Source organism: Psychrobacter glacincola (genome assembly GCF_904846215.1).
Taxonomy (GTDB): Bacteria; Pseudomonadota; Gammaproteobacteria; order Pseudomonadales; family Moraxellaceae; genus Psychrobacter; species Psychrobacter glacincola.
Window position 1 is genome coordinate 115,348 of record NZ_CAJGZK010000002.1, and the last position, 26,397, is coordinate 141,744.

23 protein-coding genes are annotated in these 26,397 nt (G+C 42.4%); 8 read left to right on the top strand and 15 right to left on the bottom strand.

Annotated elements, in window-relative coordinates:
• From JMW90_RS01630 to fdx, 7 genes are all read left to right on the top strand, one after another.
• Entirely contained in the window at window positions 1–513 is a 513-nt protein-coding gene (locus JMW90_RS01630) for an Rrf2 family transcriptional regulator (RefSeq protein WP_201561381.1), read from the top strand.
• The gene (locus tag JMW90_RS01635) at window positions 510–1,736 is read left to right on the top strand and encodes an IscS subfamily cysteine desulfurase (RefSeq protein WP_201561382.1); all 1,227 of its coding nucleotides are present in this window, start codon (window positions 510–512) and stop codon (window positions 1,734–1,736) included. The genes JMW90_RS01630 and JMW90_RS01635 overlap by 4 nt, the downstream gene beginning before the upstream one ends.
• 223 nt (window positions 1,737–1,959) lie before the next feature.
• Entirely contained in the window at window positions 1,960–2,346 is a 387-nt protein-coding gene (gene iscU, locus JMW90_RS01640; protein WP_011513983.1) for a Fe-S cluster assembly scaffold IscU, read from the top strand.
• Window positions 2,347–2,564: 218 nt separating this feature from the next.
• Window positions 2,565–2,885 carry an iron-sulfur cluster assembly protein IscA gene (iscA, locus tag JMW90_RS01645; RefSeq protein ID WP_011280745.1) on the top strand — a complete coding sequence of 107 codons (321 nt, stop codon included), beginning with the start codon at window positions 2,565–2,567 and terminating at the stop codon, window positions 2,883–2,885.
• A gap of 60 nt (window positions 2,886–2,945) precedes the next feature.
• The gene (hscB, locus tag JMW90_RS01650) at window positions 2,946–3,527 is read left to right on the top strand and encodes a Fe-S protein assembly co-chaperone HscB (protein ID WP_201561383.1); all 582 of its coding nucleotides are present in this window, start codon (window positions 2,946–2,948) and stop codon (window positions 3,525–3,527) included.
• Window positions 3,528–3,793: 266 nt separating this feature from the next.
• A complete protein-coding gene (hscA, locus tag JMW90_RS01655) occupies window positions 3,794–5,671 on the top strand; it encodes a Fe-S protein assembly chaperone HscA (RefSeq protein WP_201561384.1) in 1,878 nt (625 codons plus the stop codon).
• Between the two features lie 98 nt (window positions 5,672–5,769).
• Window positions 5,770–6,108, top strand: a complete 339-nt coding sequence (gene fdx / locus JMW90_RS01660) for an ISC system 2Fe-2S type ferredoxin (protein ID WP_011280748.1) — start codon at window positions 5,770–5,772, stop codon at window positions 6,106–6,108.
• Window positions 6,109–6,446: 338 nt separating this feature from the next.
• Here the strand turns inward: fdx and JMW90_RS01665 are convergent, their stop codons facing one another.
• The 5 genes from JMW90_RS01665 to JMW90_RS01685 form a co-directional block, all read right to left on the bottom strand.
• Window positions 6,447–7,868: an adenylate/guanylate cyclase domain-containing protein gene (locus tag JMW90_RS01665; RefSeq protein ID WP_201561385.1), complete on the bottom strand. Its 1,422-nt coding sequence runs from the start codon at window positions 7,866–7,868 to the stop codon at window positions 6,447–6,449.
• A gap of 353 nt (window positions 7,869–8,221) precedes the next feature.
• Window positions 8,222–8,653 (bottom strand): HIT domain-containing protein, encoded by a 432-nt coding sequence (locus JMW90_RS01670; RefSeq protein WP_201561386.1) that lies wholly within the window; start codon window positions 8,651–8,653, stop codon window positions 8,222–8,224.
• 241 nt (window positions 8,654–8,894) lie between these two features.
• The gene (gene mfd / locus JMW90_RS01675) at window positions 8,895–12,626 is read right to left on the bottom strand and encodes a transcription-repair coupling factor (RefSeq protein ID WP_201561387.1); all 3,732 of its coding nucleotides are present in this window, start codon (window positions 12,624–12,626) and stop codon (window positions 8,895–8,897) included.
• Between the two features lie 358 nt (window positions 12,627–12,984).
• On the bottom strand, window positions 12,985–13,500 hold the full coding sequence (gene rraA / locus JMW90_RS01680) for a ribonuclease E activity regulator RraA (RefSeq protein ID WP_227691832.1): 516 nt from the start codon (window positions 13,498–13,500) through the stop codon (window positions 12,985–12,987).
• A 130-nt stretch (window positions 13,501–13,630) separates the two neighbouring features.
• Window positions 13,631–14,332: an NAD-dependent epimerase/dehydratase family protein gene (locus JMW90_RS01685; protein WP_201561389.1), complete on the bottom strand. Its 702-nt coding sequence runs from the start codon at window positions 14,330–14,332 to the stop codon at window positions 13,631–13,633.
• 528 nt (window positions 14,333–14,860) lie between these two features.
• Between JMW90_RS01685 and rpsT the strand changes: the two genes are divergently transcribed.
• Window positions 14,861–15,127 (top strand): 30S ribosomal protein S20, encoded by a 267-nt coding sequence (gene rpsT / locus JMW90_RS01690; protein ID WP_011513993.1) that lies wholly within the window; start codon window positions 14,861–14,863, stop codon window positions 15,125–15,127.
• A gap of 262 nt (window positions 15,128–15,389) precedes the next feature.
• Here the strand turns inward: rpsT and JMW90_RS01695 are convergent, their stop codons facing one another.
• The 10 genes from JMW90_RS01695 to clpA all read right to left on the bottom strand — a co-directional run bounded on the left by JMW90_RS01695 (window position 15,390) and on the right by clpA (window position 26,251).
• Entirely contained in the window at window positions 15,390–16,226 is an 837-nt protein-coding gene (locus JMW90_RS01695) for a histidine phosphatase family protein (protein WP_201561390.1), read from the bottom strand.
• A gap of 165 nt (window positions 16,227–16,391) precedes the next feature.
• Complete coding sequence (locus JMW90_RS01700) at window positions 16,392–17,189, bottom strand: metallophosphoesterase (RefSeq protein WP_227691825.1); 798 nt, start codon at window positions 17,187–17,189, stop codon at window positions 16,392–16,394.
• Window positions 17,190–17,322: 133 nt separating this feature from the next.
• The gene (gene pyrF, locus JMW90_RS01705) at window positions 17,323–18,021 is read right to left on the bottom strand and encodes an orotidine-5'-phosphate decarboxylase (RefSeq protein ID WP_201561392.1); all 699 of its coding nucleotides are present in this window, start codon (window positions 18,019–18,021) and stop codon (window positions 17,323–17,325) included.
• A 75-nt stretch (window positions 18,022–18,096) separates the two neighbouring features.
• On the bottom strand, window positions 18,097–18,525 hold the full coding sequence (locus JMW90_RS01710; RefSeq protein WP_201561393.1) for a lipopolysaccharide assembly protein LapA domain-containing protein: 429 nt from the start codon (window positions 18,523–18,525) through the stop codon (window positions 18,097–18,099).
• A 159-nt stretch (window positions 18,526–18,684) separates the two neighbouring features.
• The gene (locus JMW90_RS01715) at window positions 18,685–18,993 is read right to left on the bottom strand and encodes an integration host factor subunit beta (protein ID WP_201561394.1); all 309 of its coding nucleotides are present in this window, start codon (window positions 18,991–18,993) and stop codon (window positions 18,685–18,687) included.
• A gap of 317 nt (window positions 18,994–19,310) precedes the next feature.
• Window positions 19,311–21,002 (bottom strand): 30S ribosomal protein S1, encoded by a 1,692-nt coding sequence (gene rpsA / locus JMW90_RS01720; RefSeq protein ID WP_201561395.1) that lies wholly within the window; start codon window positions 21,000–21,002, stop codon window positions 19,311–19,313.
• Between the two features lie 304 nt (window positions 21,003–21,306).
• The gene (cmk, locus tag JMW90_RS01725) at window positions 21,307–22,062 is read right to left on the bottom strand and encodes a (d)CMP kinase (RefSeq protein WP_201561396.1); all 756 of its coding nucleotides are present in this window, start codon (window positions 22,060–22,062) and stop codon (window positions 21,307–21,309) included.
• Window positions 22,063–22,240: 178 nt separating this feature from the next.
• Window positions 22,241–22,831 (bottom strand): tRNA adenosine(34) deaminase TadA, encoded by a 591-nt coding sequence (gene tadA / locus JMW90_RS01730; protein WP_201561397.1) that lies wholly within the window; start codon window positions 22,829–22,831, stop codon window positions 22,241–22,243.
• The gene (locus JMW90_RS01735; RefSeq protein ID WP_201561398.1) at window positions 22,832–23,569 is read right to left on the bottom strand and encodes a uracil-DNA glycosylase; all 738 of its coding nucleotides are present in this window, start codon (window positions 23,567–23,569) and stop codon (window positions 22,832–22,834) included.
• A 144-nt stretch (window positions 23,570–23,713) separates the two neighbouring features.
• Window positions 23,714–26,251 carry an ATP-dependent Clp protease ATP-binding subunit ClpA gene (gene clpA / locus JMW90_RS01740; protein ID WP_201561399.1) on the bottom strand — a complete coding sequence of 846 codons (2,538 nt, stop codon included), beginning with the start codon at window positions 26,249–26,251 and terminating at the stop codon, window positions 23,714–23,716.
• Window positions 26,252–26,397: the final 146 nt, after the last annotated feature.

Genomic DNA, 26,397 nt, shown 5'->3' on the forward strand with positions numbered 1-26,397 from the left:
ATGCGTTTAACTACTCGAGGCAGATATGCCGTGACCGCTTTGCTGGATTTGGCATTACAAACCAGCCAACAAGACAGCGCAGTGTCTTTATCAGACATTGCCAAGCGGCAATCCATTTCTATCTCTTATCTTGAACAGTTATTCTCAAAACTTCGTAAGCGTGGTTTGGTGACCAGTATTCGCGGCGCAGCAGGCGGTTATTATCTAGCAAAGCCGCTTGATCAGATTGATGTGATGAGCATTATCTCTGCTGTCGATGAATCGGTTAATGCAATGCAGTGCGAAGGACGCGGCGACTGCCAAGGTGGTACAATGTGTCTGACTCATGATTTGTGGTGTGCATTATCAAATCATGTAGAGCAGTACTTGAAAAATATAACATTAGCGCAATTATTAAACATGGAGCATGTGCAGTCTGTATCAGACCGTCAGCACAGCGATGCTCTAAAAGATATTTCTATAAAAGACATCAATACTATTACTTTATCGACCAGCGAGGCAAACCCAGCATGAGCCAACATAACACCCTTATATATCTAGATTATGCCGCCACCACGCCAGTTGCTAAGTCAGTCGCTGCCAAGATGAGCGAATATCTGACGGTAGATGGCATCTTTGGTAACCCAGCATCACGCTCACATGGCTACGGCTGGCAAGCGGAAGAGGCAGTAGAAACGGCTCGTCAGCAAGTTGCTGAAGTGATCAATGCTGATCCACGCGAAATCGTCTTTACCTCTGGTGCGACAGAATCTGATAACTTAGCCATCAAAGGCGCCGCTCATTTTTATCAGTCTCGCGGTAAGCATATTATTACCAGTAAAATTGAACATAAAGCCGTATTAGATACTTGCCGTGAGCTTGAGCAAGAAGGTTTTGATATTACCTATCTTGAGCCACAGCCAAGTACGGGTATGATTTTACCAGAGCAAGTGAAAGCCGCTTTACGTGAAGATACGATTTTAGTATCACTCATGATGGTGAATAATGAGCTTGGTACGATTACTGATGTCGCCGCTATTGGCGAAATCACGCGTGAAGCGGGTGTTGTTTTCCACGTTGATGGGGCACAGTCTGTTGGTAAAGTACTCATCAACCTTGCAGAGATGAAAATTGACTTGATGAGCTTCTCAGGCCATAAAGCTTACGGTCCTAAAGGTATCGGTGCTCTATTCGTTAGTCGCAAGCCACGTATTCGCCTAAAAGCCGAGCAGCATGGCGGTGGTCATGAGCGCGGCATGCGTTCAGGTACTTTACCGACCCATCAAATCGTAGGTCTTGGCGCAGCATTTGAGCTAGCCAATCAGCGCTATCAAGAAGACAATGCTCATGCGGCAAAATTACGCCAAAAACTGTGGGATGGTCTACAAGATATCGAAGAGATTTATCTAAACGGTGATTTAGAGAATAGTGTACCGAATATTGTAAATATCAGCTTTAATTTTGTTGAAGGCGAGTCACTGATGATGTCGCTAAAAGACTTAGCGGTGTCATCAGGTTCAGCCTGTACGTCAGCGACTCTAGAGCCATCATACGTACTGCGCGCTATTGGTCGCCCAGACGAGTTGGCACATAGCTCAATCCGCTTTAGTTTCGGGCGCTACACCACCGAAGAAGATATTGATACGGTTATCACCCAGATGCATCAAGCCGTTGATAAATTACGTGCATTATCGCCACTTTGGGATATGTATCAAGAAGGTGTTGATTTAGACTCAGTAGAATGGTCTGAGCACTAATACTCAATTTAAGCTTTATAATTTAAAAATAATGATCAAAGCGATATTTTTATTCATAAAAAGTACTTTTAAAAATAGAAATATCGCCATAGCCAACGAATCAGACAATTATAAATCCAGTTTTTATAAATATATGTTTGACCCCAATTATCGATGAGCCAGTAACCCATTAACGACGACAGTCATTAAATGACAGCTCATCATCTAACCAGGAGAAAACCCCATGGCCTATAGTGACCAAGTTATCGATCATTACGAAAATCCACGCAACGTTGGCAATCTTGATAAAAATGCCAAAAACGTCGGCACTGGCATGGTTGGCGCACCAGCCTGTGGTGATGTCATGCGCTTACAAATCCAAGTCGATGATAACGGTATTATCGAAGATGCACGCTTCAAAACTTACGGCTGCGGTTCAGCCATTGCCTCAAGCTCGCTCGTTACTGAGTGGCTAAAAGGCAAAAGCTTGGATCAAGCTGGTGAAATTAAGAACAGTCACATTGCTGAAGAATTGGCATTACCACCAGTAAAAGTGCATTGCTCAGTCCTTGCAGAAGATGCTATTAAAGCGGCTATTAGCGACTATAAAGGCAAGCATGTTCCTGCTTAAGCCCAGTCGTCGTTAAAATGACCAGCTATATTAAGCCGTGTGTAAGCGGTTTAATATATAGTATTTAGCAACTTGTTCTCTGTATGAAAGCGCAAGCTGCCAAAAAGCGGCTAACGCCAAGGAGGTGACAATGACGCTTATGTAATTGTCACCTTTTATTTATTTCGTTATTTATTTTGAATTTTTATCCCTATTATTGATAGTCAATGGGAGTTGGCATGATTGAAATGACAGAACGCGCCGCTCAACATGTGCGTGAGTTTTTGGACAATCGCGGTAAAGGCGAAGGTATACGCGTGGGTATTCGTACGGCAGGATGTTCAGGCTTGGCTTATGTTTTAGAGTTCGTCGATATCCCTGATGAAAACGACACCCGTTATGAAAGCCTTGGAGTCAGTATTTTTATTGACCCTAAAAGCTTGGTATATCTCGATGGTTTATTGATGGATTATGAAAAAGAAGGTCTCAATGAAGGCTTTAAATTCAGCAATCCCAATCAAAAAGGCGAATGTGGCTGCGGTGAGTCCTTTACGGTATAACCGTTTTTATTATACAAAGTAGAAGCCCTTAAAATAATAAATAAAATAGAGGCAGATGATATGACAGATAGCACGTTAGAGCCACAGTTTGATAACTTTTTTGCTCTGTTTGAGCAGCCTGTTCAGTTTGATATTGTACAAGACAGCTTAGATCAGCGTTTACGTGTTTTGCAAAAACGCTATCATCCTGACAATGTTGCAAAAGATGGAGCTAATCCTGCAAAAGCACAGCAGCAATCTGAGCAAGCATCAGCGCTTATTAATCAGGGTTACCAAACCTTGAGTGCCCCTGATAGTCGAGCCAGTTACTTGCTAGATATGGCAGGTCAAGCGCAAAATTTGGAGCATTCCATCGCAGATTTGGATTTTTTAGAAGACGCTATGGAAATGCGTATGGATTTGGACGACGCTATTGGTGCTCGAGACATAGCAACGCTAAAGCAGTTACATCCACAGATTACAGAACGTCTAGCAAAGCAGTCAGCAAGCTTTAAAAACGCTTATGAGATTCAAGACTGGCAAACCGCTATTGATGCAACCCAAAAGTTAAAGTTTTTGGTGAAGTTAAATGCTGACGTCGTGACAGCCATTGATGCAATCTCGGCGGCTACACATTTAGATGACGATGATTTATACGTTTAGTTGTTGTGCTTTAATCGCCTGTTACTACCATTAGCAACACCTTGGCAGACATTTAAAATGCATTTCAGCAATTTTAAAAAGTGACGGTTAAAGTAGCACCAATTATCTCGTATAATCTTGACTGCAAAAGCCTTTAATAGCTAATTTCTAATAGCTAATTTCCATATTTGAGCATTTATAGCAAAACTATTTTATGTTGTACTGATGGTAGTCGATCTATCATCTTTGTATCATTTCACTTATTCATTTTATCTTTGAGTTATCTTATGTCCTTAATGCAAATTGCTGAACCCAATCAAAGCACCCGACCTCACCAGCATCGTTTTGGCCTAGGCATTGACCTTGGTACGACGCGTTCATTGGTCGCCGTGGTACGCTCAGGCAAGGCACAAGTTTTGCAAGCAAGCACAGCGACAGATACCTTATTGCCTTCTGTGGTGTATTATCCAAGTGAAGGTAGCCCATTGGTTGGCTCAGAAGCCCTCGCCCATGTCATAGACGACCCAAGCAACACCATTATTTCATCTAAGCGATTTATGGGTCGCAGCCAAGCTGATATTAAATTCTCTCATCCTTATGAGTTAAGCGGTGGCAAAGATGAAATGCCTACTTTTATCACTGCGCAGGGAGCCGTATCTCCTGTTGAAGTGTCAGCGCGTATCTTAGCAGCGCTTGAACAGCGTGCTGCTCACGCATTGCCTAAGGATAGCATTCAAGGTGCGGTCATTACCGTGCCTGCCTATTTTGATGAAGCACAGCGTCAAGCGACTAAAGATGCCGCTCAAGCAGCCGGTATCAAAGTACTGCGTCTATTGAACGAGCCTACTGCAGCTGCTGTCGCTTATGGTCTTGACCAAGCGACCGATGCGGGCGTTGAGAAACATTACCTTATCTATGATTTGGGCGGTGGTACGTTTGATGTGTCTATTTTAAAGCTAAACGATGGCGTTTTTGAAGTACTGGCAACAGGTGGTAACAGTGCGCTTGGCGGCGATGATATCGATCGTTTATTAACTAAATGGCTAATCGAACAGTTGAATATCGACCCAAAAGACGTTAGCCTGCATGACAAGTCGATACTCGCCCAACAAGCCAAAGCTTATAAACAAGCACTGACGGATACTGAGCAAGTCGATATTGATATCGTCGTGAATGAGCAATCTTTTAAGGGTATCTTACGCCGTGAAGATTTATTTGCCATTGTAGAACCTGTTAGTCGCCGTACTTTGAGTGTCTGCGAGCAAGTCTTACGTGATGCTAAACTCTCAACAGCCGATTTGGATGAAGTTATTTTGGTGGGTGGCTCAACCCGTATGCCGGCGATTCAACAAGTGGTTGCCGATTTTTTTGCAAAGCAGCCGCTTTGTCGCCTCAATCCAGATGAAGTGGTCGCTTTAGGTGCGGCACAAACTGCACATCAATTGATTAATGGTGATAGTTATAATAGTTTATTGTTGTTAGATATCACTCCGCTATCGCTTGGTCTTGAAACCATGGGCGGTTTGGTTGAGGTACTTATTCCGCGTAACACACCCATTCCAGTCAAAAAGCGCCAAGTGTTTACCACTTATCAAGACGGGCAAACCGGCATGGTCATTCATGTCGTGCAGGGCGAGCGTGAAACCGTCGATAACTGCCGCTCACTGGGACGTTTTGAGTTATATGGCATTCCCCCTATGAAGGCGGGATTTGCCCGTGTTGAAGTAACTTTTAGTATTGATGCTAATGGTCAGCTGACGGTTAGTGCGCAAGAAACCACCACCAAGACCGAAAGTAAAATTGAGATTGTGCCCTCTTATGGCTTGTCTGATGAACAAAAAGAGCAGTTACTCATTGCAGGCTTTAAATATGCTGAAGAAGATAAAAATGCACGTTCATTGATTGAAACCAAGGTTGAATCAGAACGTGAGATACTGGCGCTGCAATCGGCACTGAAAGATTTTGCCGCTTTACTCTCAGAAGAAGCTAAGCAGTCTTTGGCGCAAACCATGCAAGACTTGCAAGCTGCGCTTGGTACGGATGATTTAAGTCTTATTGACGCAAAAAAACTGGCGCTTAAGCCGCATAGCGACGCCTTTGCTGCTCTTATTATGAATCAAAGTGTCAAGACCAGTATGGCAGGCACCAGTGCCCAAGACTGGTAACCAAGATGCTTTACCATATTGCTGACATGTCAAATTAAGCATATTTTTTATACTTTTAGATTTTATTTTAAACGGATTAGCACTGGATAGACTACCTTATGCCAAAAATCACTGTACTACCCCATCATGAAATTTGCCCTGAAGGCATCGAAGTTGAATTAGCAGCAGGCGAAAATTTATGTAAAGCCTTACTCGAAAAAGGCATCAAGATTGAGCATGCTTGCGAGATGTCAAAAGCTTGTACGACTTGCCATGTCGTCGTACGTAAAGGTTTTAATAGCTTGGATGAGATGGATGATATCGAAGCGGACTTACTCGATCGTGCTTGGGGACTAGAGCCTGATTCACGCTTGTCTTGTCAGGTTATGCTTGAAGATGACGATTTAGTCATTGAGATTCCAAAGTACACTTTGAACCATGCTAAAGAGAATCACTAATTATTGACGACTTTACTTATTGGTTCTGCTTAAGCGCGGCGCATTGTTAATGCTATAGTCAGGGAAAAGTAATATCGATACATCAAGTACTGCTGATATTCATTTTTCTTGCTTGCTGTGCCTACGCAGACAGAGGCTGCAAAAAATTTATATCAGCAGCACTGTAGCGTTTTTGAGATATTTTAACTATATATGTAATACTCATAAAAAAGCCAACTATGTCTTATAGCTGGCTTTTTTCTATTCTAATATCTGACACTTAAAACTGTAACTTTCAATAATCACAATCTATTCATGAGCAAAGAAAATCATTTATAAACATATAATATGGCTATAAATTATTTATGATGATGCCTTTCTTTTTTGCTGGCTGCGTCAATTTCAATAGCGGCAGACTTTTCTTCTTGCTCTATACGAGCAAGAGCAAGATTAAGACGACTTCTAATATCTTGATAATCGTTATCTTGCATGTCTCTAAAATTCAAATGCAGGTTAAAACCTGGAAGCGTATGGTCTACCCATTTCGACAATTTACCTTTATTCTCATCTGGATCCAGCACTCTCCAAGCACTTACCTTATCATCGAATCCTTTTAACGGAAAAGCACCTGCATATTCGCAATCAAAATCATGAGCGATATAATCGTGAGTGCTTTCGCTAATGTATATCTCACCCTTACCAGCGACAGCTTCAAGCCTTGAAGCCAGATTTGCCTCTTTACCAATGAGCGTATAGCTCAGACGATTATTACTACCAAAGTTGCCGACATGACAGTAGCCTGTGGTAATGCCAATCCGTATATATAGCCCCTCAAAGCCCATCAGTCGCCATTTTTGTCGTAGTGTGCGCATCTCACGGCGCATATCTATTGCCATAGCTACGCAGTCTAGTGCATCTTGACGAGGACCACGGCTGTTTGGCTCACCAAAAAAACACACCATGCCATCGCCAATGAACTTATCTAGTACTGCCCCATGTTTATTGGCAATCAAAGTCATACAATGCATATAAGTGTTTAAGATATCAGCCAAATTATCTGCACTTAGGCTATCAGACAGCTCCGTAAAACCGACGATATCTGAAAACATAATCGTCAGCTTAGCACGTTTATTAACAACAGTAACCGGACTGTCCGCTTTAACAATAGGTTCCCATACTTGCGGTGGTATAAAACGGGTCAACTTATTGATCACCGACACCATCGTACTTAAACGCCCAACCACTTGCTCAGCACGTGCTTCATAATGGACATACTCACGATATATATGGCGAAAATGACAAAGTATCACGAGCATTGTTGACAGCAGAATAATAGGGGTAATCCAACTGGTATGACAATCTATCTCTACACTATTCAAAATCACACTAACATAGTAAAAAATAATGACAGTGACGACGGCTACAGAAATCAGCTTTAGATGATTCTCAGGACTACTAATAATGATACGCAATCCAATCAACGCCGCCAAACTTAATGAGATAATAGGACAAAGCTGAATAGAACCAATGACCACAGACAATAAAATAATAACAATATTAGACGTCCAAAAGCTTTTTTGACGACGAAAGTTATAAATTAAAATCATAAGGCTAGGTAAGCAGACGACGATTAAAAGCGCCATTGAAGTTGGACTGAAGTCAAAATGGATAGCGAGCAGTATCACGCTTAGTATCAGAACAAAGACTTCAGGATAATCAAATCGACAGACATCATTACCCTGTATAGATTTTTTTGGGCTAAATGTGTCTAAAAGGGCCATGATAGCTATTCGCTTAAACCAGAAAAATCATTAAAAGTACTCATAAAAATAATATAGGTTGTGCGCCCTATCTTTATAAACGATATTTACGCTTATAAATACTATAAGAGAAAGTAAACAGTAAGCTTGTATATTATACGTTTTTATTTTATTAACAGCTATGTTATTGGCGCCTCAAAGCATACCGTTCGTCACTCATTATGTTGTCATAAGCCAATTAAATTATCGTCGTCATGTCTTCATACTAAACAAAAGCGCCAAATTCGAGCTAAAAGCAAAAAAGCCAGATGCTATATCTGACCTATTTTGACTAACATTTATCGAGCTATTTTAGGTTCTAAATAAGTATTTGATTACATTTGCCAATCAAACGGCATTTGATGATGACCTCGTAGCGCCATCATCAAAGTCTGCTGCATTTGCGCCAATACCTCTTTGGTATAAGGTATCGCAGGAACGCCCCATACTGGATTTGGCCACTGCATGTCGTTTTGATAGCGGACGATATGATGAAAATGTAGCTGCGGTACTTGATTGCCGAGCGCTGCCACATTCATTTTATCGGCTTGGAAAGTCTTGGCAAGTTGGCTTGATAACCAGCTTGATTCACGCAAAAACTGTGTTTGGTCTGCCTCAGACAACTCGTACAACTCTTTGATACCTGATACGCGTGGTAATAATATCAACCATGGAAACTGGCAGTCATTGATTAAACGACAGGTCGATAAGGGGAAGTCCCCCACTAAGAAACTATCAGCAGCAAGTTTATGATGAAGTTGGAACATAATGACGGTTCTCTTGTTATGACACTTGAATAAAAGAAATTGGAATATAGAAAAGCAAAATTTAATTCACTAAAACATTTGATTCACTAAAACACAGTAGGCTAAATATAGGGTGTCGCTATTTTATCAGTTATCCAACCGATAAAATAGCGCCATGACTTGATTGACTCGACGTTCTATCTTATCAATACCCCGTTCACCTACTTAGCTGATCTAATTGGCGGAAAGCAACTGTCGAAAATTAAGCCGACTCCGCCACCCTGTGCTCGCTAAAATAGCGTAATAGCTCTTGAATGACTGTCACACGCTGCTGCGACGTTGCCAGTTTATCGCCATCTTGATAACGAATGCCAGAGGCGCCATTCATACGGTAACGCTGCCCATTCGATTGAATTAGCTTAATAATCGCTAAAGCATCAACAGGCGTATCTGGTGCAAACTCTAACGTCATACTATTACTATTGGCATCAATTTTATTAATTTTCAGCGGTTCAGCTTGTATACGCAGCCCATGAATGGCAAATAACTGCTTGGTCTGGTCTGGCAAGATACCAAAACGATCAATCATTTCAGTTCGAATATCAGTCAGTGCCTCTTTATCATCTGCATTCCCAATACGCTTATAGAATAATAAACGCTGATGTACGTCGTGTAGATATTCTTCTGGTATCAATGCCGAGCTGTGCAGATTAATCTCACTGGTCAGCGACAATGGCGTACTTAAATCAGGCTCTTTACCGGCTTTAATCGCTTTTGTCGCCCGCTCGAGCATATCCATATATAAGCTAAAGCCTATCGCTTGCATATTACCGCTTTGCTGCTTACCGAGTATCTCACCAGCACCGCGAATCTCTAAGTCTTCACTTGCCAGCATAAAGCCTGCACCCAGCGTATTAGCACGTTCAATCGCATGCAATCGGCGCTTGGCATCACCTTTAAGCCCTTTAATAGACGGTACCAGCAGATAACAATAGGCTTGGTGATGACTACGACCAACGCGACCCCGCAGCTGATGTAGCTGTGCCAAACCGAACTTATCAGCGCGCTCAATAATAATGGTATTGGCATTGGGTACATCGATACCCGTTTCGATAATGGTCGAACATATCAGCACGTTGAATTTTTTATGATAAAACTGCTGCATCACTTGTTCAAGTTGCCGCTCTTGCATTTGCCCATGAGCGACTCCCACTCGCGCCTCAGGCACGAGCTCACGGATGGTCTCTGCCATACGCTCGATACTGGCCACATCATTATGTAATAGATAGACCTGACCACCGCGTAGTAACTCACGCAAGATAGCTTCTTTCATCAATGCTTCTGTCTTTTGCATGACAAAGGTTTTAATCGCAAGGCGACGAGCTGGAGGTGTGGCAATAATAGACATATCACGCATGCCAGATAACGCCATATTAAGCGTTCTAGGGATGGGTGTCGCTGTCATCGACATACTATCGACATCGGTCTGAATCGCCTTGATACGCTCTTTATGACGTACGCCAAAGCGATGTTCCTCATCGACAATCATTAACCCTAAATTGGAAAACTTCACATCTGGTTGCAATAGCTTATGAGTACCGATAACGATATCCACTTTACCAGCCGCAAGGTCTGTTAGAACCGTTTCTTGATGCTTTTTGCCGCCAAAGCGCGACAAGGTTTCAACACGCACCGGCCAATCAGCAAATCTATCACGGAAATTATCCTCATGCTGACCTGCTAGCAAGGTTGTCGGTACCAATACCGCCACTTGGTAGCCAGCACTAACCGCGATAAACGCAGCTCGCATGGCCACTTCGGTTTTACCAAAACCCACATCGCCGCAGATAAGTCGATCCATGGGCTGATTTTGGCGCATGTCTTCCATAACTGCGTGGATAGCATTGGCTTGGTCAGGGGTTTCTTCAAAAGCAAATTGGCTCGCAAACAGCTCATATTGCGAGATGTCTATTTTGAAATGAATACCAACTTTGGCTTCACGCCGCGCTTGTATATTCAGCAGCTCAGCAGCAACATCGTGGATTTGCTCCAGCGCTTTTTGCTTGGCTTTATCCCATTTGCCGCTACCAATTTTGTGCAATGGTGCGAGTGCTGGGTCGCCACCACTATAACGGTTAATCATTTGCAGATTGGCGACCGGCACATAAATACTGGCATCATCGGCATATTTCAGATGAATAAACTCTTGCTCACCGTCGCCCACATCTAACGTAATTAGACCATTATAACGACCTATACCATGCTCGATATGAACCACTGGACTGCCTTCGGTTATTTCGGTGACGCTTTTAACCAAGAACTCTTCTGACACACCGCTTTGACGACGACGGCGTGTTTGCAGAACTTGTCGACCAAATAATTGTGTCTCGCTAATCAGCACCAAACGCTCAGGCACATAAACGCCACGTTCAATGGGCGCAACGGTTAAACCGACCTGTGGCAACTTATTATTTTTAATATCCTTTGTCTTATCGGCTGCTAAAAATGCTTCAAAGCTATCATAGGCTTTGATGTCGATTTTACCTTTAAACAGCTCAATAAGAATCTCACGGCGACCTGCTGTTTCAGCAACCACCAATACCGGCGTCGCCGTTTGCGCTTGTAGCTCTAAAAACGCTAGCAGCTCAGTTAAAGGTTCTGATTTTTGATGATTGACAGCTAATTGCGGCGGTGCTTGCGCACTTAACGTCACCAAGCCTTGTTGTTTATTCTCAAAAAAATCTAATGGTATTTGTGCAGTTGACTGTAATTGACTCTCCAATACTGACTCTTCAATTGCAGATCCCTCATTCATTGTCGCTAACTCATTACGCGCACTCAAGATAACGCGTGGATAATGATTGAGATGCTCGTTAAGGGTATTTGACAACAAATACAGCAGCTCAGGGGCGACGATAGGCTTATCAATATCGTGACGACGCTCTTCATAGCGGCGCTGGATTTGCGACCAATAATCCGCCTGTTTTTCGTTAATTAGCTCATCGGTGATAAATAGCGTATCGCTTGGCAGATAAGCAAATAAACTACTTTCCACCGTCCAGTCTTTTAAATCAAAAAACAGGGGCTGATAATATTCAAGTCCGCTACTAGCGATACCTGCCATCACATCTTTATGCAACTCGAACTTACGGCTACTGCTATTGGGGAACATGGCAGCAAAATTTATGCGGAAGGTCTCGCGCCCTTCATCAAGTGGAAACTCTTTTGCCGGTAGTATTTGGAATTGCTGAATAGGCTTTGAGATATCTGGCAATTTATGCAGTAGCGACAACGACTCTTTGCCCATACTGCTATCGTTACCACTCATCATTGACTTTAAATCATCAACGGTCAATGTCCGCTGGGTCTGCGGGTTAAAGAAGCGAATCGTTTCAATCTCGTCATCGAATAAATCCAGACGCAGCGGGAATGGCTGACCCATGGCAAAGATATCAATGATACTGCCACGTACCGCAAATTCACCCGGCTCAAAAACGTTATCTACCGCTCGATAACCTGCTTTTGCGAGCAGAGAACGCTGAGTATTGATATCAAATTGATCGCCAACACTTAAATCAAAATGCTGTCCAATTAACCAGCTTGGCGGTGCGACGCGGTGCATTAATGCCTGCACAGATATCAATAGCACGCCTGACGTTGGCATATCGGTTAATAAATTGATACGCTCGCTGACAATATCTTGATGCGGTGACAGCTCATCATAGGTCAGCGTCTCCCAATCAGGAAATACATGAGCATCCACACCGCAAAACGCCAGTTCTGTCTCTATTTGGTTCAGCTGATTTTGGTCACGTGTCACTACGACTTTTAGACGCTCGGTAACATTCCATATAGGTGCTTGCACTAAACTTGCCAGCCATAAGCTGCTGACCGCACCATGTACAGGTGCAAGCCAGCGGCGCTGGGCATTCTGGATAGGGAATAACTGCTGATTAATCGGGGCAAAGGCGTCAGTTAAAGCAGTGATAGACATAGAGGATAGGATCAAAGTTATGGGTCAGAAAGCTATTATACGAATATTTGCGCAATTACCAAAATTTATGCCGTAACGGTTTGTCACATAGCATTATTATAGAAAATGCAAAGAGCCATATATAGTTAAAATATCTCAAAAACGCCACAGTGCTGCTGGTATAAATTTTTTGCAGCCTCTGTCTGCGTAAGCACAGCAAGCAAGAAAAATGAATATCAGCAGTACTTGATGTATCGATATGACTTTTCCCTGACTATACTTTATAAAATAAAGATTTAATGCTAAAAACAGCGCTGATAAACGCAAAAACCTCGGCTAATAAGCTGAGGTTTTTGCGTTTTTATTCATTGAACGGGTTTTAAATTAACGGTTTATCACTAGCGATAATACCGTTATTATCTGCGTAAACAAACATACCAGAATTTAGCGTTAAATCACCAAAGCTGATTTCGATATCCGTTTGACCTTCATCACGGCGATTTGATTTGCGCGGAATACAACCAAGCGCCATGACGCCAAGCGCCATCTGTGCCATATCATCGACATCACGCACGCAGCCATAAACTATAACCCCTGCCCAGCCATTATCAATCGCTGACTGTGCAATCATGTCGCCTAATAGCGCACAACGCATAGAGCCACCACCGTCAACGACCAACACCTTGCCATGACCGTTTTTGTCTTTACCATCACTGTTTAGCAGTGATTTGACCCGGCTATTATCTTCAAAACATTTAACGGTCACAATCTCACCGCAAAATCTGTCTTTGCCGCCAAAACTATAAAACGACTTACCTTCGATATTAGGCAAACACACCTGTGATTCAGGACGGGCATCCAATAAATCGCAGGTTACAAAATTTTCTGTAGTCATCATTGCTGATTCTGGCATGGTAAGACTCCTTGTCTGTTATGGTCAAATTATTTTTATTTCTTACATTCAATTATTACTCAGGCTATTTGGCGTACTTATAAATAACGTGAAATTTTATTTGATTGATAGCTTAATTTTTTACGCGAGTCATCGCAAGCATCTGTTTATTGTCGATAATCTCAGTGCTGTTAATGACTGATTCAGTGCGATATTTGCTGCGGTGGTAGATATCATGGGCGCTCATCGCCATGGCACTAGCGACACGCTTGGCTGAAATAGGATGTAAGGATAGCGACTCAGACACCAATGGCGAGATAAGCTGAAAGGCTTTTTGTCCCAAACTTTCAAGCGGGCGACCCTTATGTTTACCAAGTAGTAATGACGGACGGAAAATAACCAATTGGGCAAATCCCAATGCCATTATCGACTCTTCAGTTTCAGCCTTTACCCGATTATATAAAAAGCGACTGTTGATATCCGCATTCATTGAGGACAATAAAAAGAAGTTTTCAACCCCTTTATCTTGGCACAGTTTGGCAAAACCGACATTATAATCATGGTCAATCTTACGAAAAGCTTCATCACTACCCGCTTGTTTTTTGGTGGTACCAAGGCAACTAAAGGCATCCGTTTTTCGATCAGCGCCAATGCTTGCAAAGATTTCGGCTAAGTTGTCAAAATCATTCACCTGATAAAAACGCATGCTGGCATTAATGTAGCGAGGAGGACGCCGTGCGATCACAATCAATGTGTCATAAATCTCACTAAGCTGCTTTACAAGATGTTGCCCGACCAACCCTGTGGCACCTATTACCATTGCTTTTCGCTGCATATCCTATCCATTTATAGAGTGTTGAAATACTTATGATCGTCAAAAATGTGACTTTTAAAAGCCCTTCGGTGACGCTTACCACTGTAGTATCATACCTAAATTAATCAATCATCGAGGCTATTATGCATGATTTATTGTAAGAGATTTTATCAGCAAGCGGTTTTATTCAGCTCATACGCTCGTTTAGACTCAAATACTGACTCAATATTATGATAAATAGCTGTATAAACCTCTATTAAAGGCATAAAATCCCGCTCATCCATGTAATGCCATAACTTCTTTAAGCAATAATCATCAAACTTATTGTTCTAAGGGCGATAATTTGCTAAGATAACCGGCTTTACACGTCAACACTGTTTAATTATTCCAAACAGTTCTGGCGCTTGCGATGATTTATTACTATTAGATACTCTAATTGTAGACATCGACATCATGTTTGGCGAGACGGCTGCTCGTTACCGATGATGGTTAAACCCTTTGTTGTTATTCACATTCATATTTTCATCTGTCTTTATCAAGGAGATTCGCGTGGCTAATACTGCACAAGCTCGTAAACGCGCCCGTCAAAACACCAAACGTCGTCAGAACTCTGCGTCACAACGCTCTATGGTTCGTACTTATTTGAAACGTGTTGACGCGGCTATCGCTGCTAAAGATTATGACGCGGCTACCGAAGCTTACAAAAAAGCGGTACCGGTTCTTGATCGTATGGCTGACAAAGGTATTCTTCATAAGAATAAAGCTGCTCGTCGTAAGAGCCGCCTAAACAAAACCATCAAAGGCTTACTAGCTTAAGATTGGTTACGTTTAGACCGTATGATGCTTTGATAGCATCATAACTAAAACCTTGCCACTGGTTCTAATACTGAGGCAAGGTTTTTTTATGCCTACTCAAAAAGTTAGCAACTGAATAAATATAGTCAGGGAAAAGTAATATCGATACATCAAGTACTGCTGATATTCATTTTTCTTGCTTGCTGTGCCTATGCAGACAGAGGCTGCAAAAAACTTATACCAGCAGCACTGTAGCGTTTTTGAGATATTTTAACTATAGCGCTTACGTCCATTTTACTTCTGGTGGCAATAGCAGTTTGTTAGGATGAAAGCCAGCAGCAAGGTAACCTTCAAGCAAATTCTGAATCGGACGCACATAGACTTTACCGCGCCAGACAAAATACGCACTTGCTTGCTCGAATGGCTTGTCATCAAACCACAAAAATACCCCTTCCATCATCTTTGGCCAGTCGTTCCAATCAATCTCAACAACATCAAACATCACCGCTAAAAATGCAGATAACAAAGTATCATGGCTGACAGCGAGCATCAGATGCCCGTGCTGTGGCTGATTTTGATAAAAGAGCGATAGAATATCGAGACCACCCTGATAAGCATTTTTGGTACCTTCAAGATTGCCTTGCAAGAATCGATTGATAAAATTAAGAACACCAATCTCTTTAAAGATGGGATTTGCAATATCAGGTTCAGTAACCAAGCTACCAGGTTCAACCAGTAATGACTGATGTACGATATCACGCCGTAGTCCCGCACCTTCTTGCATCAGCTGCGCCGTATCAAGACAGCGGCCAATCGGGCTCGAGATACTATCGACATCGAGCGAATACGGCAGATGACCTGCCAACCAACGACCCCAAGATTTTGCCAATATGCGCCCTTTGGGTGTCAATGGCAGCTGATAACTGGCAAAGCCATTACCATCAGAGCGCTCACGCAGGGAATGTCTGGTAAATAAAATCAACCGCTTACCTTCAGGTAACAAGCTGACCGAAGAAATCATGCTATCAGGGAGGTGTGAGGGCGCGGGTGCACTTGGATTATGACTCGCAAGCTTCTCAGCGGCTAGGCTCGATGTGGTGTTATTAGGAAGTTTACTCATCACACAAGCCTAGCAGATTTTTTGACAGGAATGAACCAAATATAAGTCCGATTGCAATATAATCTCAAACAAATATACTGAGAGCAGACCCATTGATTTCAACATCACTAAAATACTATGACACGCTGACCTTGTAAAATAAAGACTCACATTTATTACGCGAAACTAGCCGATATCAATCACTCTATCCCATGCAAACGCTAAGGCCGTACTACTGACCTCATTTGGATAGGCACGCGGATTGACGATGACACGCGTCTTATGAATGGGGTAATCAAATGCCTCGTGCGTATGTCCATGTACCCAAAGCGTTGGTGCCCAGTCCTCATACATCCATTTGGATAAATCACTCACAAATGCAGCATTGCTCGGCAAATTGGCATATTTCTCAGACACTGATAATGGGCTGATACTATGATGACTCATAACCACGGTTTTTTTGCCCAATGCTTTTGCGTTGATTAATGCTTGCTTGAGCCATTGGCGCTGCTTAGCATGGATCTGCATTGATATCTCAGGTGAAAACAGCTCGCCACCGGCATATATCTGTTTATAGTCACGCATAAAGCGCAGCGCCGCCGCCATAGTGTCTTCGTTGGCTTGATATTGATAATCTGTCCAAAGCGTACAGCCTAAGATGCGCAATCCTCCAATATCAATATGCTGGCACTGCAAGACTCGAACGCCCTGCTTTGCTTCACCATCATAATTGTCCCAAGTCGCCAGCTTTTTATCAAAATGCAGCACGTCTTCATTGAAGTACTCGTGATTGCCAGCAATCGTGATTATAGGGACTTGTAAGCGCGCTGCTTGCTCTTGTAGCCATGGCATACCACTATCACTATTTGCCGTATCTCCCGCCACTAGAACGATGTCTGCGTCGGTTTTAGGGATATGCCCTATCGGATGGGATTGACGAACATAACTGTCAATATGTAAGTCACTCAAAATCTGTAATTTCATAGCGGTCAATATCATTAAATAAACATAAATAGTTTAGCACCTTTTCAGCTATCGACAAAAAGTAAAAAGACAGCGGATCAGGCTGTCTTTTTACTTTTTGTCGTAAGTGTCTATTTAATATCTAACTTAAAAGTTAGAGGCTTTGAAGTATCAACTGCAATTTAGCGCTAGGATCTGCTGCTTGGGTAATTGAGCGCCCAATCACCAGATAATCAGAGCCATCATTTAATGCCTGTTTTGGCGTACAAATACGCTTTTGATCATCAGCATTATCATCTAGCAGACGAATACCAGGCGTAATCAGTTTAAAGTCTTGACCACATAATGCCTTTAATGTCTTTGCTTCTTGAGCTGAGCATACCACGCCATCAAGACCGGCTTGCTTGGTTAATTGTGCTAAGCGGCTCACTTGTGCGTCTAGACCGTCGGTGATACCCGTTCGCATGAGTGCTTCATTGTCCATAGACGTTAAGACAGTCACTGCAATTAGTAGCGTGTCAAAATCCCTATCTAGTAGGCGCTGTTTTGCCAATGACATAGCCTCTAGTCCTGCACTGGCATGGACGTTGACCATCCATACCCCAAGCTCAGCCGCTGCCAATACTGCTTGCGCGGTGGTATTCGGAATATCATGAAACTTAAGGTCTAAAAAAACCTCAAATTGGCGCTGGTGTAGCGCTTTGACTATCTCAGGACCACAGCGAGTATACAGCTCTTTACCTACTTTCAATCGGCATAACGCCGGATCTAATTGGTCAGCTAACGCAAGAGAGGCATCCTTTGTCATATTGTCTAATGCAACGATGACAGGAGAATTGATTGCGTTGTTCATTGTTATGCCTCTTTATATCAGGTTCATCAAATTATCATGTACAGAATAAGCAGTAAAAACGCATCCTATTCATCATCAGTAATCGCGTTTTTGCTTGATCAAACTTGCCCCTTCATGGACATTGCCATTGGGATGCGCATTGTGCATTGTTGTGTCTTGTACATTGACCGCTGTCGAACCATAGACAGCCTCTTCTACAGTAGGTGCATTCGCTTGACGATCAATCACCACATTGGCTTGGGTTATCTGCTCTTGTAAATTGGCATTTGCCTTTTGTAGACGCGATATTTCCCACTTGTTTTGCAACACACGGAAAATCAGCAATGCTAATAAGATACCGATGACGATACCAAGTATCAGGCATAGGATCAGTAGCAAACCCAAATTCATCGTAGGCGCTTGTGAAAACAGCAGATTCACGCCAACTTCAGTATTGTTTGCTAATACCAAAGCTAGCGAATAAGCGAAGCTCAAAAATAGCAGCACTAATAATAAAATACGCATCAGACGTCCCCTTAGGTTTTTAATAAAACAGATAAATGGATAAAAACTAAGCCATGCTGATTGATAATACTACGTTGTCAAAGGTTTGGTATAAATAAGAAAAATCGGCTCATGCTTTAGTATTAGATCGGTTTAATATCTTATATTACTTCAATTGGCTTACTGCCCGCCTGCTACTTTTTCATTTACGGCTTCCCGTAATGCTTTGCCTGGCTTAAAATGCGGAATTGCTTTTGCAGGTACTGGTACGCTTTCACCAGTTTTAGGATTGCGCCCCATACGAGCACGGCGATGATGAAGACAAAAACTGCCAAACCCACGAACTTCTACTCGACCATCATTGGCGAGCGTATGGGTCATCAAATTTAATATTTCGCGTACGGCGTCATCGACAATGGTATCTGTCATCGTGTCACAATTCGCACTCAGATTACTAATAAATTCAGACTTATTAATTGTTTGCTGCATTATCACACTTGCCTTGTTAATTGATAGATAAGATGATGTAAATAACTAAAATGATCACCACAGATATTATAAAATACTAGCTAATAACCACGCTATTGTTGGTTAAATATCTGTTTATTTATAATGACTTGGGTCTAAGTTTACATCTCGTTACTCGATGTTGCAAATGATAGCGGATATTGAGCTAAATTGGAAACAAGAGTTCTCCTATCAAGGAAAAAACTTCATCAAATATCGTCAATAGCAAAATTTAACCATAAAAAAAAGCGACCGGAGTCGCTTTCTTTTATGAGATCATAACATTAGCAGTAAATAGCTTACTGCATTTGTTCTTTGATCAAGTCACCAATGGTTTTTGGTTGTGCCTCAGAACCGGCAGCAGTACTAGTCGTGGTAGTGCTACTTAATTCTTTAATCGCTTGACGCTCTTCAGCTTCGTCTTTCGCTTTGATAGACAGGCTAATGTTACGTGTCTTACGATCAACACTGATGATTTTAGCTTCAACATCATCACCAACTGTTAGATGCTTAGTCGCATCTTCAACGCGGTCACGTTGAATCTCAGAGGCACGTAGATACGCTTCAACTTCGTCAGCAAGTTCAATAGTAGCACCTTTAGCGTCTACTTCTTTTACTTTACCATTAACGATAGCACCGCGGTCATTATTGACTAGGTATTCGTTAAACGGATCTGAAGTCAATTGTTTCACGCCTAGGCTGATACGGTTGGCTTCTGAATCTACGGACAATACCATTGCTTCAACGGTGTCGCCTTTGTTGTAGTTACGGATAGCATCTTCACCAGTTTCATTCCAAGAAATATCTGACAAGTGAACCAGACCATCAATACCGCCATCTAGACCGATAAAGATACCGAAGTCAGTGATTGATTTGATCGTACCAGTGATTTTATCACCGCGCTCATGTTTCTTATCAAACTCATCCCATGGATTGGCTAGAGTTTGTTTGATACCTAAGCTGATACGGCGACGTTCTTCGTCGATATCAAGAATCATTACTTCAACTTCATCACCCACTTGAACAACTTTTGATGGATGGATGTTTTTGTTGGTATGATCCATCTCTGATACGTGTACTAGACCTTCAATACCTTCAGAGATTTCAGCGAAACAACCATAATCAGTCAAGTTGGTTACGCGAGCTTTGACAACTGCACCTACTGGATAAGTACCGCCAACGTTATCCCAAGGATCAGTACCTAATTGCTTAAGACCTAGGCTAACGCGATTGCGTTCACGGTCAAACTTCAATACTTTAACTTTTAGGTCTTGACCAACTTCAACCACCTCAGATGGGTGCTTGATGCGGCGCCATGCCATATCAGTGATGTGCAATAGACCATCAATACCACCAAGATCAACGAACGCGCCGTAATCAGTAAGGTTCTTAACGATACCTTCAATCTCGATGCCTTCTTCAAGCTTGTTCAATAGCTCTTCACGCTCAGCTGAGTTTTCAGCTTCCATAACAGCACGGCGACTAACGACCACGTTGTTACGTTTTTGATCAAGTTTGATGACTTTGAATTCTAACTCTTTACCTTCTAGATGTGTCGTATCACGGATAGGACGTACATCTACCAATGAGCCTGGCAAGAACGCGCGTACTGAACCGATATCTACGGTAAAGCCGCCTTTTACTTTGCTAGAAATAATACCTTTTACAATCTCATCGTTGTCAGAGATTTTTTCAAGGAAATTCCAAGTTTCAACGCGTTTGGCTTTTTCACGTGACAGTAAGGTTTGACCCATACCGTTATCAACCGCTTCAACCACTACGTCTACTGTATCGCCAACTTCAACTTCAAGTTCGCCTTCTTCGCTTAAAAACTCTTCACGAGCGACAATACCTTCAGATTTTAGACCCGTATCAACAGTGATCCAGTCGTTATCGATGGCGACAACAGTACCGGTGATAACCGAGCCACGCTCGATATCCAGACCTGTTTCTTCAATGCTCGCTTCAAATAGTTCAGCAAATGATTCCATTATGTCTACCTTTGTATAGCCGTATCCTGTCCAGCACAGTACGGATCAAATTTATAACTGTATAAAACGAGAATACTGGTTTTATATCCTATGCAGTCATATATAAAAACGTTTGTTGCTAATAAGCGAATGCCTCAGCAAACTCACTAGCAACAACTGTCTTATATTAAAATACGTTATGCTTATTAATTTGTATCCTTTAGAGAGAATCTTATTCTCTAAAAATCATCGGCGTCTACTACTGTAATTTTATACTAAAATCAAGCCTATAGGAAACCTTTTCATACTTACTACCTTATTTTTATTAGCTAGTAAAGCAAATACCTTTATCCTGACAATATTGTTTTACTTGCTTATAAACCGCATCAGCGTCTAAGTTAGAACTATCTAATAGTAGCGCATCCGCTGCAGGCTTTGATGGTGCCGTCGACCGATTCTCATCACGATCATCACGTTCTTTGATTGTCACTAGAATCGCTTCAAAATCCGCTGTTTGACCCGCATTTAGTAACTGCGTTACACGGCGCTCAGCACGCGCTTCAGCACTGGCAGTCAAAAACACCTTGACGTCAGCGTCTGGGAATACCACTGTACCCATATCACGACCATCCGCAACCAATCCTGAACGGCTTGCCATATCTTGTTGCAGCTTTAATAGTGCTTGACGAACTTTTGGAAATACTGCTATCTGCGATGCATAACCACCAACTGCCTCATTACGAACTTGCTCGCCTATTGCCTCACTATTCACAATAATATCAACACGTCCTGACGCATTGTTAGGGACAAAGGCAATCTTTAAGCTTTGCGTCAACGCTAATACAGCCATCTCATCAATGACTTGGCTTGCATCGGCAGTAATCAATCCCGCTTCAAACGCCTTAAGTCCCACGATACGATATAGTGCACCTGAATCAAGCAGCTGATAGCCTAAAGCCTGTGCTAAGCGCCATGTAACTGTACCTTTACCTGCACCACTTGGGCCATCTATACAAATAACAGGGAAACGCAAAGAGGTTGTTTCACTGTTATTAGCGGTATTAAGGTTGATAACAGTCATAACACTCACTTTATAGTCGGCATTTTTTATAACAAAATAAATAATGATAGAAGCGTAAATAAGGTTTCTTTTACTTGTTTATCAAAGACATGCAAGTAAAAAACTTCATTAACAACTAAATAGGGCGATATTATAGCAAACAAAGCGACCTATCACTAGCAGCAAAAATCATATCTTGTTAATCGCTCATCTTACGATTGGCTTTTGCCGCTTTTCTGCGCTGACGAAAAAAGTCCTTTAGCATCTGACTACTGTGCTCACGACATAAACCTGCATCAACTTGCATATGATGATTATAAAAAGGCTGCTCAGCCAAGTTCATTTGACTACCAACCATCCCTGCTCTTGGCTCATGCGCTGCATATACCAATCTATCGACGCGCGCATGAATCATCGCACCCACACACATGGTACAGGGTTCTAAAGTCACGTATAAGGTAGTCTTTAGGGGCAAGCGATAATTCTTTAAGCGTGTACAAGCCGCTCTTAAAGCTACAATTTCAGCATGAGCCGTCGCATCACAGCGTCCAATTGGTTCATTAAAACCTTGACCAATGATTTGCTGATTATATACCAAGACAGCGCCTACCGGCACCTCTTCTCGCTCAGCGCCTTGCTTGGCAAGTTTTAACGCCTCTTTCATCCACTTGATATCCTCAACTGACCAAAATAGAGCTGTCTGAATCTGCTCTATTATTGCAACAGTATCCACTGATGAACTATTTAGTGGAGGATAAATCGACAAATTTGTAGGTAAAAAATATCTCATTTACTGTGGTAGCTGCCAGTCGATAGGCGTTTGACCATACTGTACCAAATAATCATTTGTCTTTGAAAATGGCTTAGAACCAAAGAAACCGCCACGGTTAGCCGCAAGTGGCGATGGATGTACCGCTGTCAAAATCAGATGTTTATCGGTATTGATATACTTGCCTTTTTTCTGCGCTTTACTACCCCACAAAATAAATACCGTATGCTCTGTTTGCTCATTAATCACATCAATGACCACATCAGTGAACTGCTCCCAGCCTTTATTTTGATGGCTGTTTGGTTCGCCTTCTCTTACGGTCAAGGAGCTATTCAATAATAATACACCTTGCTGTGCCCAGTAAGTCAGATCACCATGTTTTGAAGGCGTGATACCAATATCACTTGCCATCTCTTTAAGCACATTATTGAGTGAGGGCGGCTTTGGAATGGCTTTAGGTACTGAAAAAGATAGCCCCATTGCTTGCCCAGGTCCATGATAAGGATCTTGACCTAAAATAACGACTTTCACCTGCGATAAAGGGGTTAGATTTAAGGCGTTAAACATCAGCGGTGCCGGTGGATAGATACTGTTATCCAACTGATAGGCTTCTTTTAAAAAAGCACGCAAGCTATCCATATTGTCAGAGGTTAACTCTTCTGCTAACGCCTGCTTCCAATCTTCTGGTAAACGGACATTGTCTAAAATCGCTTGCTTTTGCGCCGCTGTCTTTGTGGGTTGTACGTCAAATAATTCCATCATCAATCCTTTTTTATTTGTTATCAGGATACGCTCGTTGATACTAGCAAAATACTGGGCTGACTGTCGTATAAATTATAACAATAAAAAAACGGCTACCGCGATAACAAGGTAACCGTTCTTATAATATTACTACTAGACAACTTAGCTTGCTAACGACTCAGAATCCGGATGCGGCTCATGAGTCTCAACGACGGTTAGGATAATACGACTGTCTGCTGAGCCTTTGTCTGAAGACTTCTCAAGCTTCACAGCTTCGCCATTTGAGGCTTCTGGCTCCAAGGTCAGATGTACCACTCCGCCGTTCACCAATTCACCAAATAAAATCATACCTGCCAATGGCTTTTTAATCTCATCTTGAATCAGACGCTGCATTGGACGCGCCCCCATCAGACGGTCATAACCTTTGTCAGCCAAGTAATCACGTACTTCATCATCAATCTCTAAAGTCACTTGCTTATCATCAAGCTGTACTTGTAGCTCAACCAAGAACTTATCAACTACTGATACAACGACTGACGTATCCAGCGGGTTGAATTGAATGATGGCATCGAGACGGTTACGGAATTCAGGGGTAAAGACGCGTTTGAGCGATTCAGTATTGTCACGGCTATGGTCTTGCTGGGTAAAGCCCATAGAAGAGCGGCTAATACTATCAGCACCGACGTTCGTGGTCATGATAATAATGACTTGCTTAAAGATAGCAACCCGACCGTTATTATCCGTCAATGTACCGTGATCCATCACTTGTAGCAACAAGTTAAAGACATCTGGATGCGCTTTTTCTATCTCATCAAACAACAATACGCAATGCGGATGCTGGTTGATCTTTTCAGTCAATAGTCCACCCTGATCAAAACCTACGTAGCCGGGAGGCGCACCGATCAGACGTGAGGCGGTATGAGCTTCCATATACTCTGACATGTCAAAGCGTACCAGCTCAACGCCCAGCAATTTTGCCAGCTGACGTGATACTTCTGTTTTACCAACCCCTGTCGGTCCAGCAAACATGAATGAACCGATTGGCTTATCTGGTGCTTTTAGACCGGCTCGTGATAGTTTAATCGCATCAGCAAGGGTCGCAATGGCTTCATCTTGCCCAAATACTAAGTGCTTAAGATCACGATCTAAATGCTGAAGAATACTCTTATCGTCACTTGATACTGACTTGGGCGGAATGCGCGCAAGCTTGGCAACAATGGCTTCAATATCTGCCACACCGATTTTTATCGGTGCACGCTTCGCTTTTGCTTTCTTATCAACAGACGATTTTGCACGATCATTGGCTTTTGCAGTGTCTGCTTCATCCTGCATTTCGTTGTCACTATAGGTGTCGCCATCGAGACCTTCAATATCAGCATCAATCTGCGTATCAAAATCTTGTTCTATATCAGCAATGAAGCTCTCTTCTGCTTCTATATCAGCTGCATCAGCTACAATTCCTAAACGCTTGTAGGCACCCGCTTCATCAATAACATCGATTGCTTTATCCGGTAAAAAACGCTCATGGATATGCTTGGCTGATAATTGGACGGCAGTAACCAACGCTTCATCGGTATACACAACATTATGAAATTCTTCGTAACGTGGCTTAAGACCACGCAAAATATCAATCGTATCATCGACACTTGGTTCTTTCACGTCAATTTTTTGAAAACGACGCGATAAGGCATGGTCTTTCTCAAATACCTGACGATACTCGGTAAAGGTAGTTGAACCGATACAACGCAGCTCGCCATTGGCAAGTGCCGGCTTAATCAAGTTTGACACATCCATATTACTGCTCATTGACGACCCTGCGCCAATAATCATATGAATCTCATCAATAAACAAAATAGCATTTGGCTTTTTCTTCAGCGCATCAAGGAGCGACTTCATACGTTTTTCAAAATCGCCGCGATACTTAGTACCCGCGATTAATGAGCCAATATCAAGACTATAAATCACGCAACCATTCAATGGTTTCGGTGCTTTATCATTGATAATGAGCCACGCCAACCCTTCAGCGATAGAGGTTTTACCGACACCCGGCTCGCCGACCAACAATGGATTGTTTTTGCGGCGGCGACACAATACTTGCGCGGCACGCTCAATCTCAGGACCACGCCCAATGAGTGGATCCGTTTTACCTTCAGCAGCGCGCTGATTTAAATTAGACGCAAACTCAACCAATGGATCTTTACTGGTTTTTTCTGAGGCACCACCACGGCGCTCTCCAGTCGTAGAAGCACGCGGCTCAGAGGGCTCATCTTTATCTTGACCATGTGATAAGTACTGGGTCAGCTCAAGACGACTAATGCCCTGTTTTTTAAGCAAGTAAACGGCATAAGTATCATGTTCTGAAAACATTGAGACCAAGATATCTGACCCTTCAACCAAACGACCACCACCGATAGACTGCACATGAAAAATAGCACGTTGCAGGATACGATCAAAGCTTTGAGTCGGCTGTGGGGATTGCTCGGTATCAGGATCAACCGTTGGGGTATGCTTATTAATATAAGCCTCAAGCTCGGTACGTAGTGCTGAGACATTTGCATTACAGGCCGTCAATGTATTGGCAGCGTGAGTGTTTTCTAAGAGTGCCAGTAAGAGATGCTCAACAGTGAGATACTCATGCGATTTTTGGCGCGCAAGTGTCATTGCTAAACGCAAAGAAACTTCAAGATGACGACTTAACATAACGACTTCCTACGGTTATACCTATCTTTATAATTGATAGCTTTATGAATGAATTAGTAAGTAAATCAGGGCGATAGATGGATTGTTCAAGGGCAATATGAGTATTATTAAGGGATATGATTAAATACTGATTTCCATGGCTTGGA

Coding starts and splice junctions, on each gene's coding strand:
- JMW90_RS01630 (WP_201561381.1), top strand. CDS start 1: ATGCGTTTAACTACTCGAGGCAGATATGCCGTGACCGCTTTGCTGGAT.
- JMW90_RS01635 (WP_201561382.1), top strand. CDS start 510: ATGAGCCAACATAACACCCTTATATATCTAGATTATGCCGCCACCACG.
- iscU (WP_011513983.1), top strand. CDS start 1,960: ATGGCCTATAGTGACCAAGTTATCGATCATTACGAAAATCCACGCAAC.
- iscA (WP_011280745.1), top strand. CDS start 2,565: ATGATTGAAATGACAGAACGCGCCGCTCAACATGTGCGTGAGTTTTTG.
- hscB (WP_201561383.1), top strand. CDS start 2,946: ATGACAGATAGCACGTTAGAGCCACAGTTTGATAACTTTTTTGCTCTG.
- hscA (WP_201561384.1), top strand. CDS start 3,794: ATGTCCTTAATGCAAATTGCTGAACCCAATCAAAGCACCCGACCTCAC.
- fdx (WP_011280748.1), top strand. CDS start 5,770: ATGCCAAAAATCACTGTACTACCCCATCATGAAATTTGCCCTGAAGGC.
- JMW90_RS01665 (WP_201561385.1), bottom strand. CDS start 7,868: ATGGCCCTTTTAGACACATTTAGCCCAAAAAAATCTATACAGGGTAAT.
- JMW90_RS01670 (WP_201561386.1), bottom strand. CDS start 8,653: ATGTTCCAACTTCATCATAAACTTGCTGCTGATAGTTTCTTAGTGGGG.
- mfd (WP_201561387.1), bottom strand. CDS start 12,626: ATGTCTATCACTGCTTTAACTGACGCCTTTGCCCCGATTAATCAGCAG.
- rraA (WP_227691832.1), bottom strand. CDS start 13,500: ATGACTACAGAAAATTTTGTAACCTGCGATTTATTGGATGCCCGTCCT.
- JMW90_RS01685 (WP_201561389.1), bottom strand. CDS start 14,332: ATGCAGCGAAAAGCAATGGTAATAGGTGCCACAGGGTTGGTCGGGCAA.
- JMW90_RS01695 (WP_201561390.1), bottom strand. CDS start 16,226: ATGAGTAAACTTCCTAATAACACCACATCGAGCCTAGCCGCTGAGAAG.
- JMW90_RS01700 (WP_227691825.1), bottom strand. CDS start 17,189: ATGAAATTACAGATTTTGAGTGACTTACATATTGACAGTTATGTTCGT.
- pyrF (WP_201561392.1), bottom strand. CDS start 18,021: ATGAACAACGCAATCAATTCTCCTGTCATCGTTGCATTAGACAATATG.
- JMW90_RS01710 (WP_201561393.1), bottom strand. CDS start 18,525: ATGCGTATTTTATTATTAGTGCTGCTATTTTTGAGCTTCGCTTATTCG.
- JMW90_RS01715 (WP_201561394.1), bottom strand. CDS start 18,993: ATGCAGCAAACAATTAATAAGTCTGAATTTATTAGTAATCTGAGTGCG.
- rpsA (WP_201561395.1), bottom strand. CDS start 21,002: ATGGAATCATTTGCTGAACTATTTGAAGCGAGCATTGAAGAAACAGGT.
- cmk (WP_201561396.1), bottom strand. CDS start 22,062: ATGACTGTTATCAACCTTAATACCGCTAATAACAGTGAAACAACCTCT.
- tadA (WP_201561397.1), bottom strand. CDS start 22,831: ATGAGATATTTTTTACCTACAAATTTGTCGATTTATCCTCCACTAAAT.
- JMW90_RS01735 (WP_201561398.1), bottom strand. CDS start 23,569: ATGGAATTATTTGACGTACAACCCACAAAGACAGCGGCGCAAAAGCAA.
- clpA (WP_201561399.1), bottom strand. CDS start 26,251: ATGTTAAGTCGTCATCTTGAAGTTTCTTTGCGTTTAGCAATGACACTT.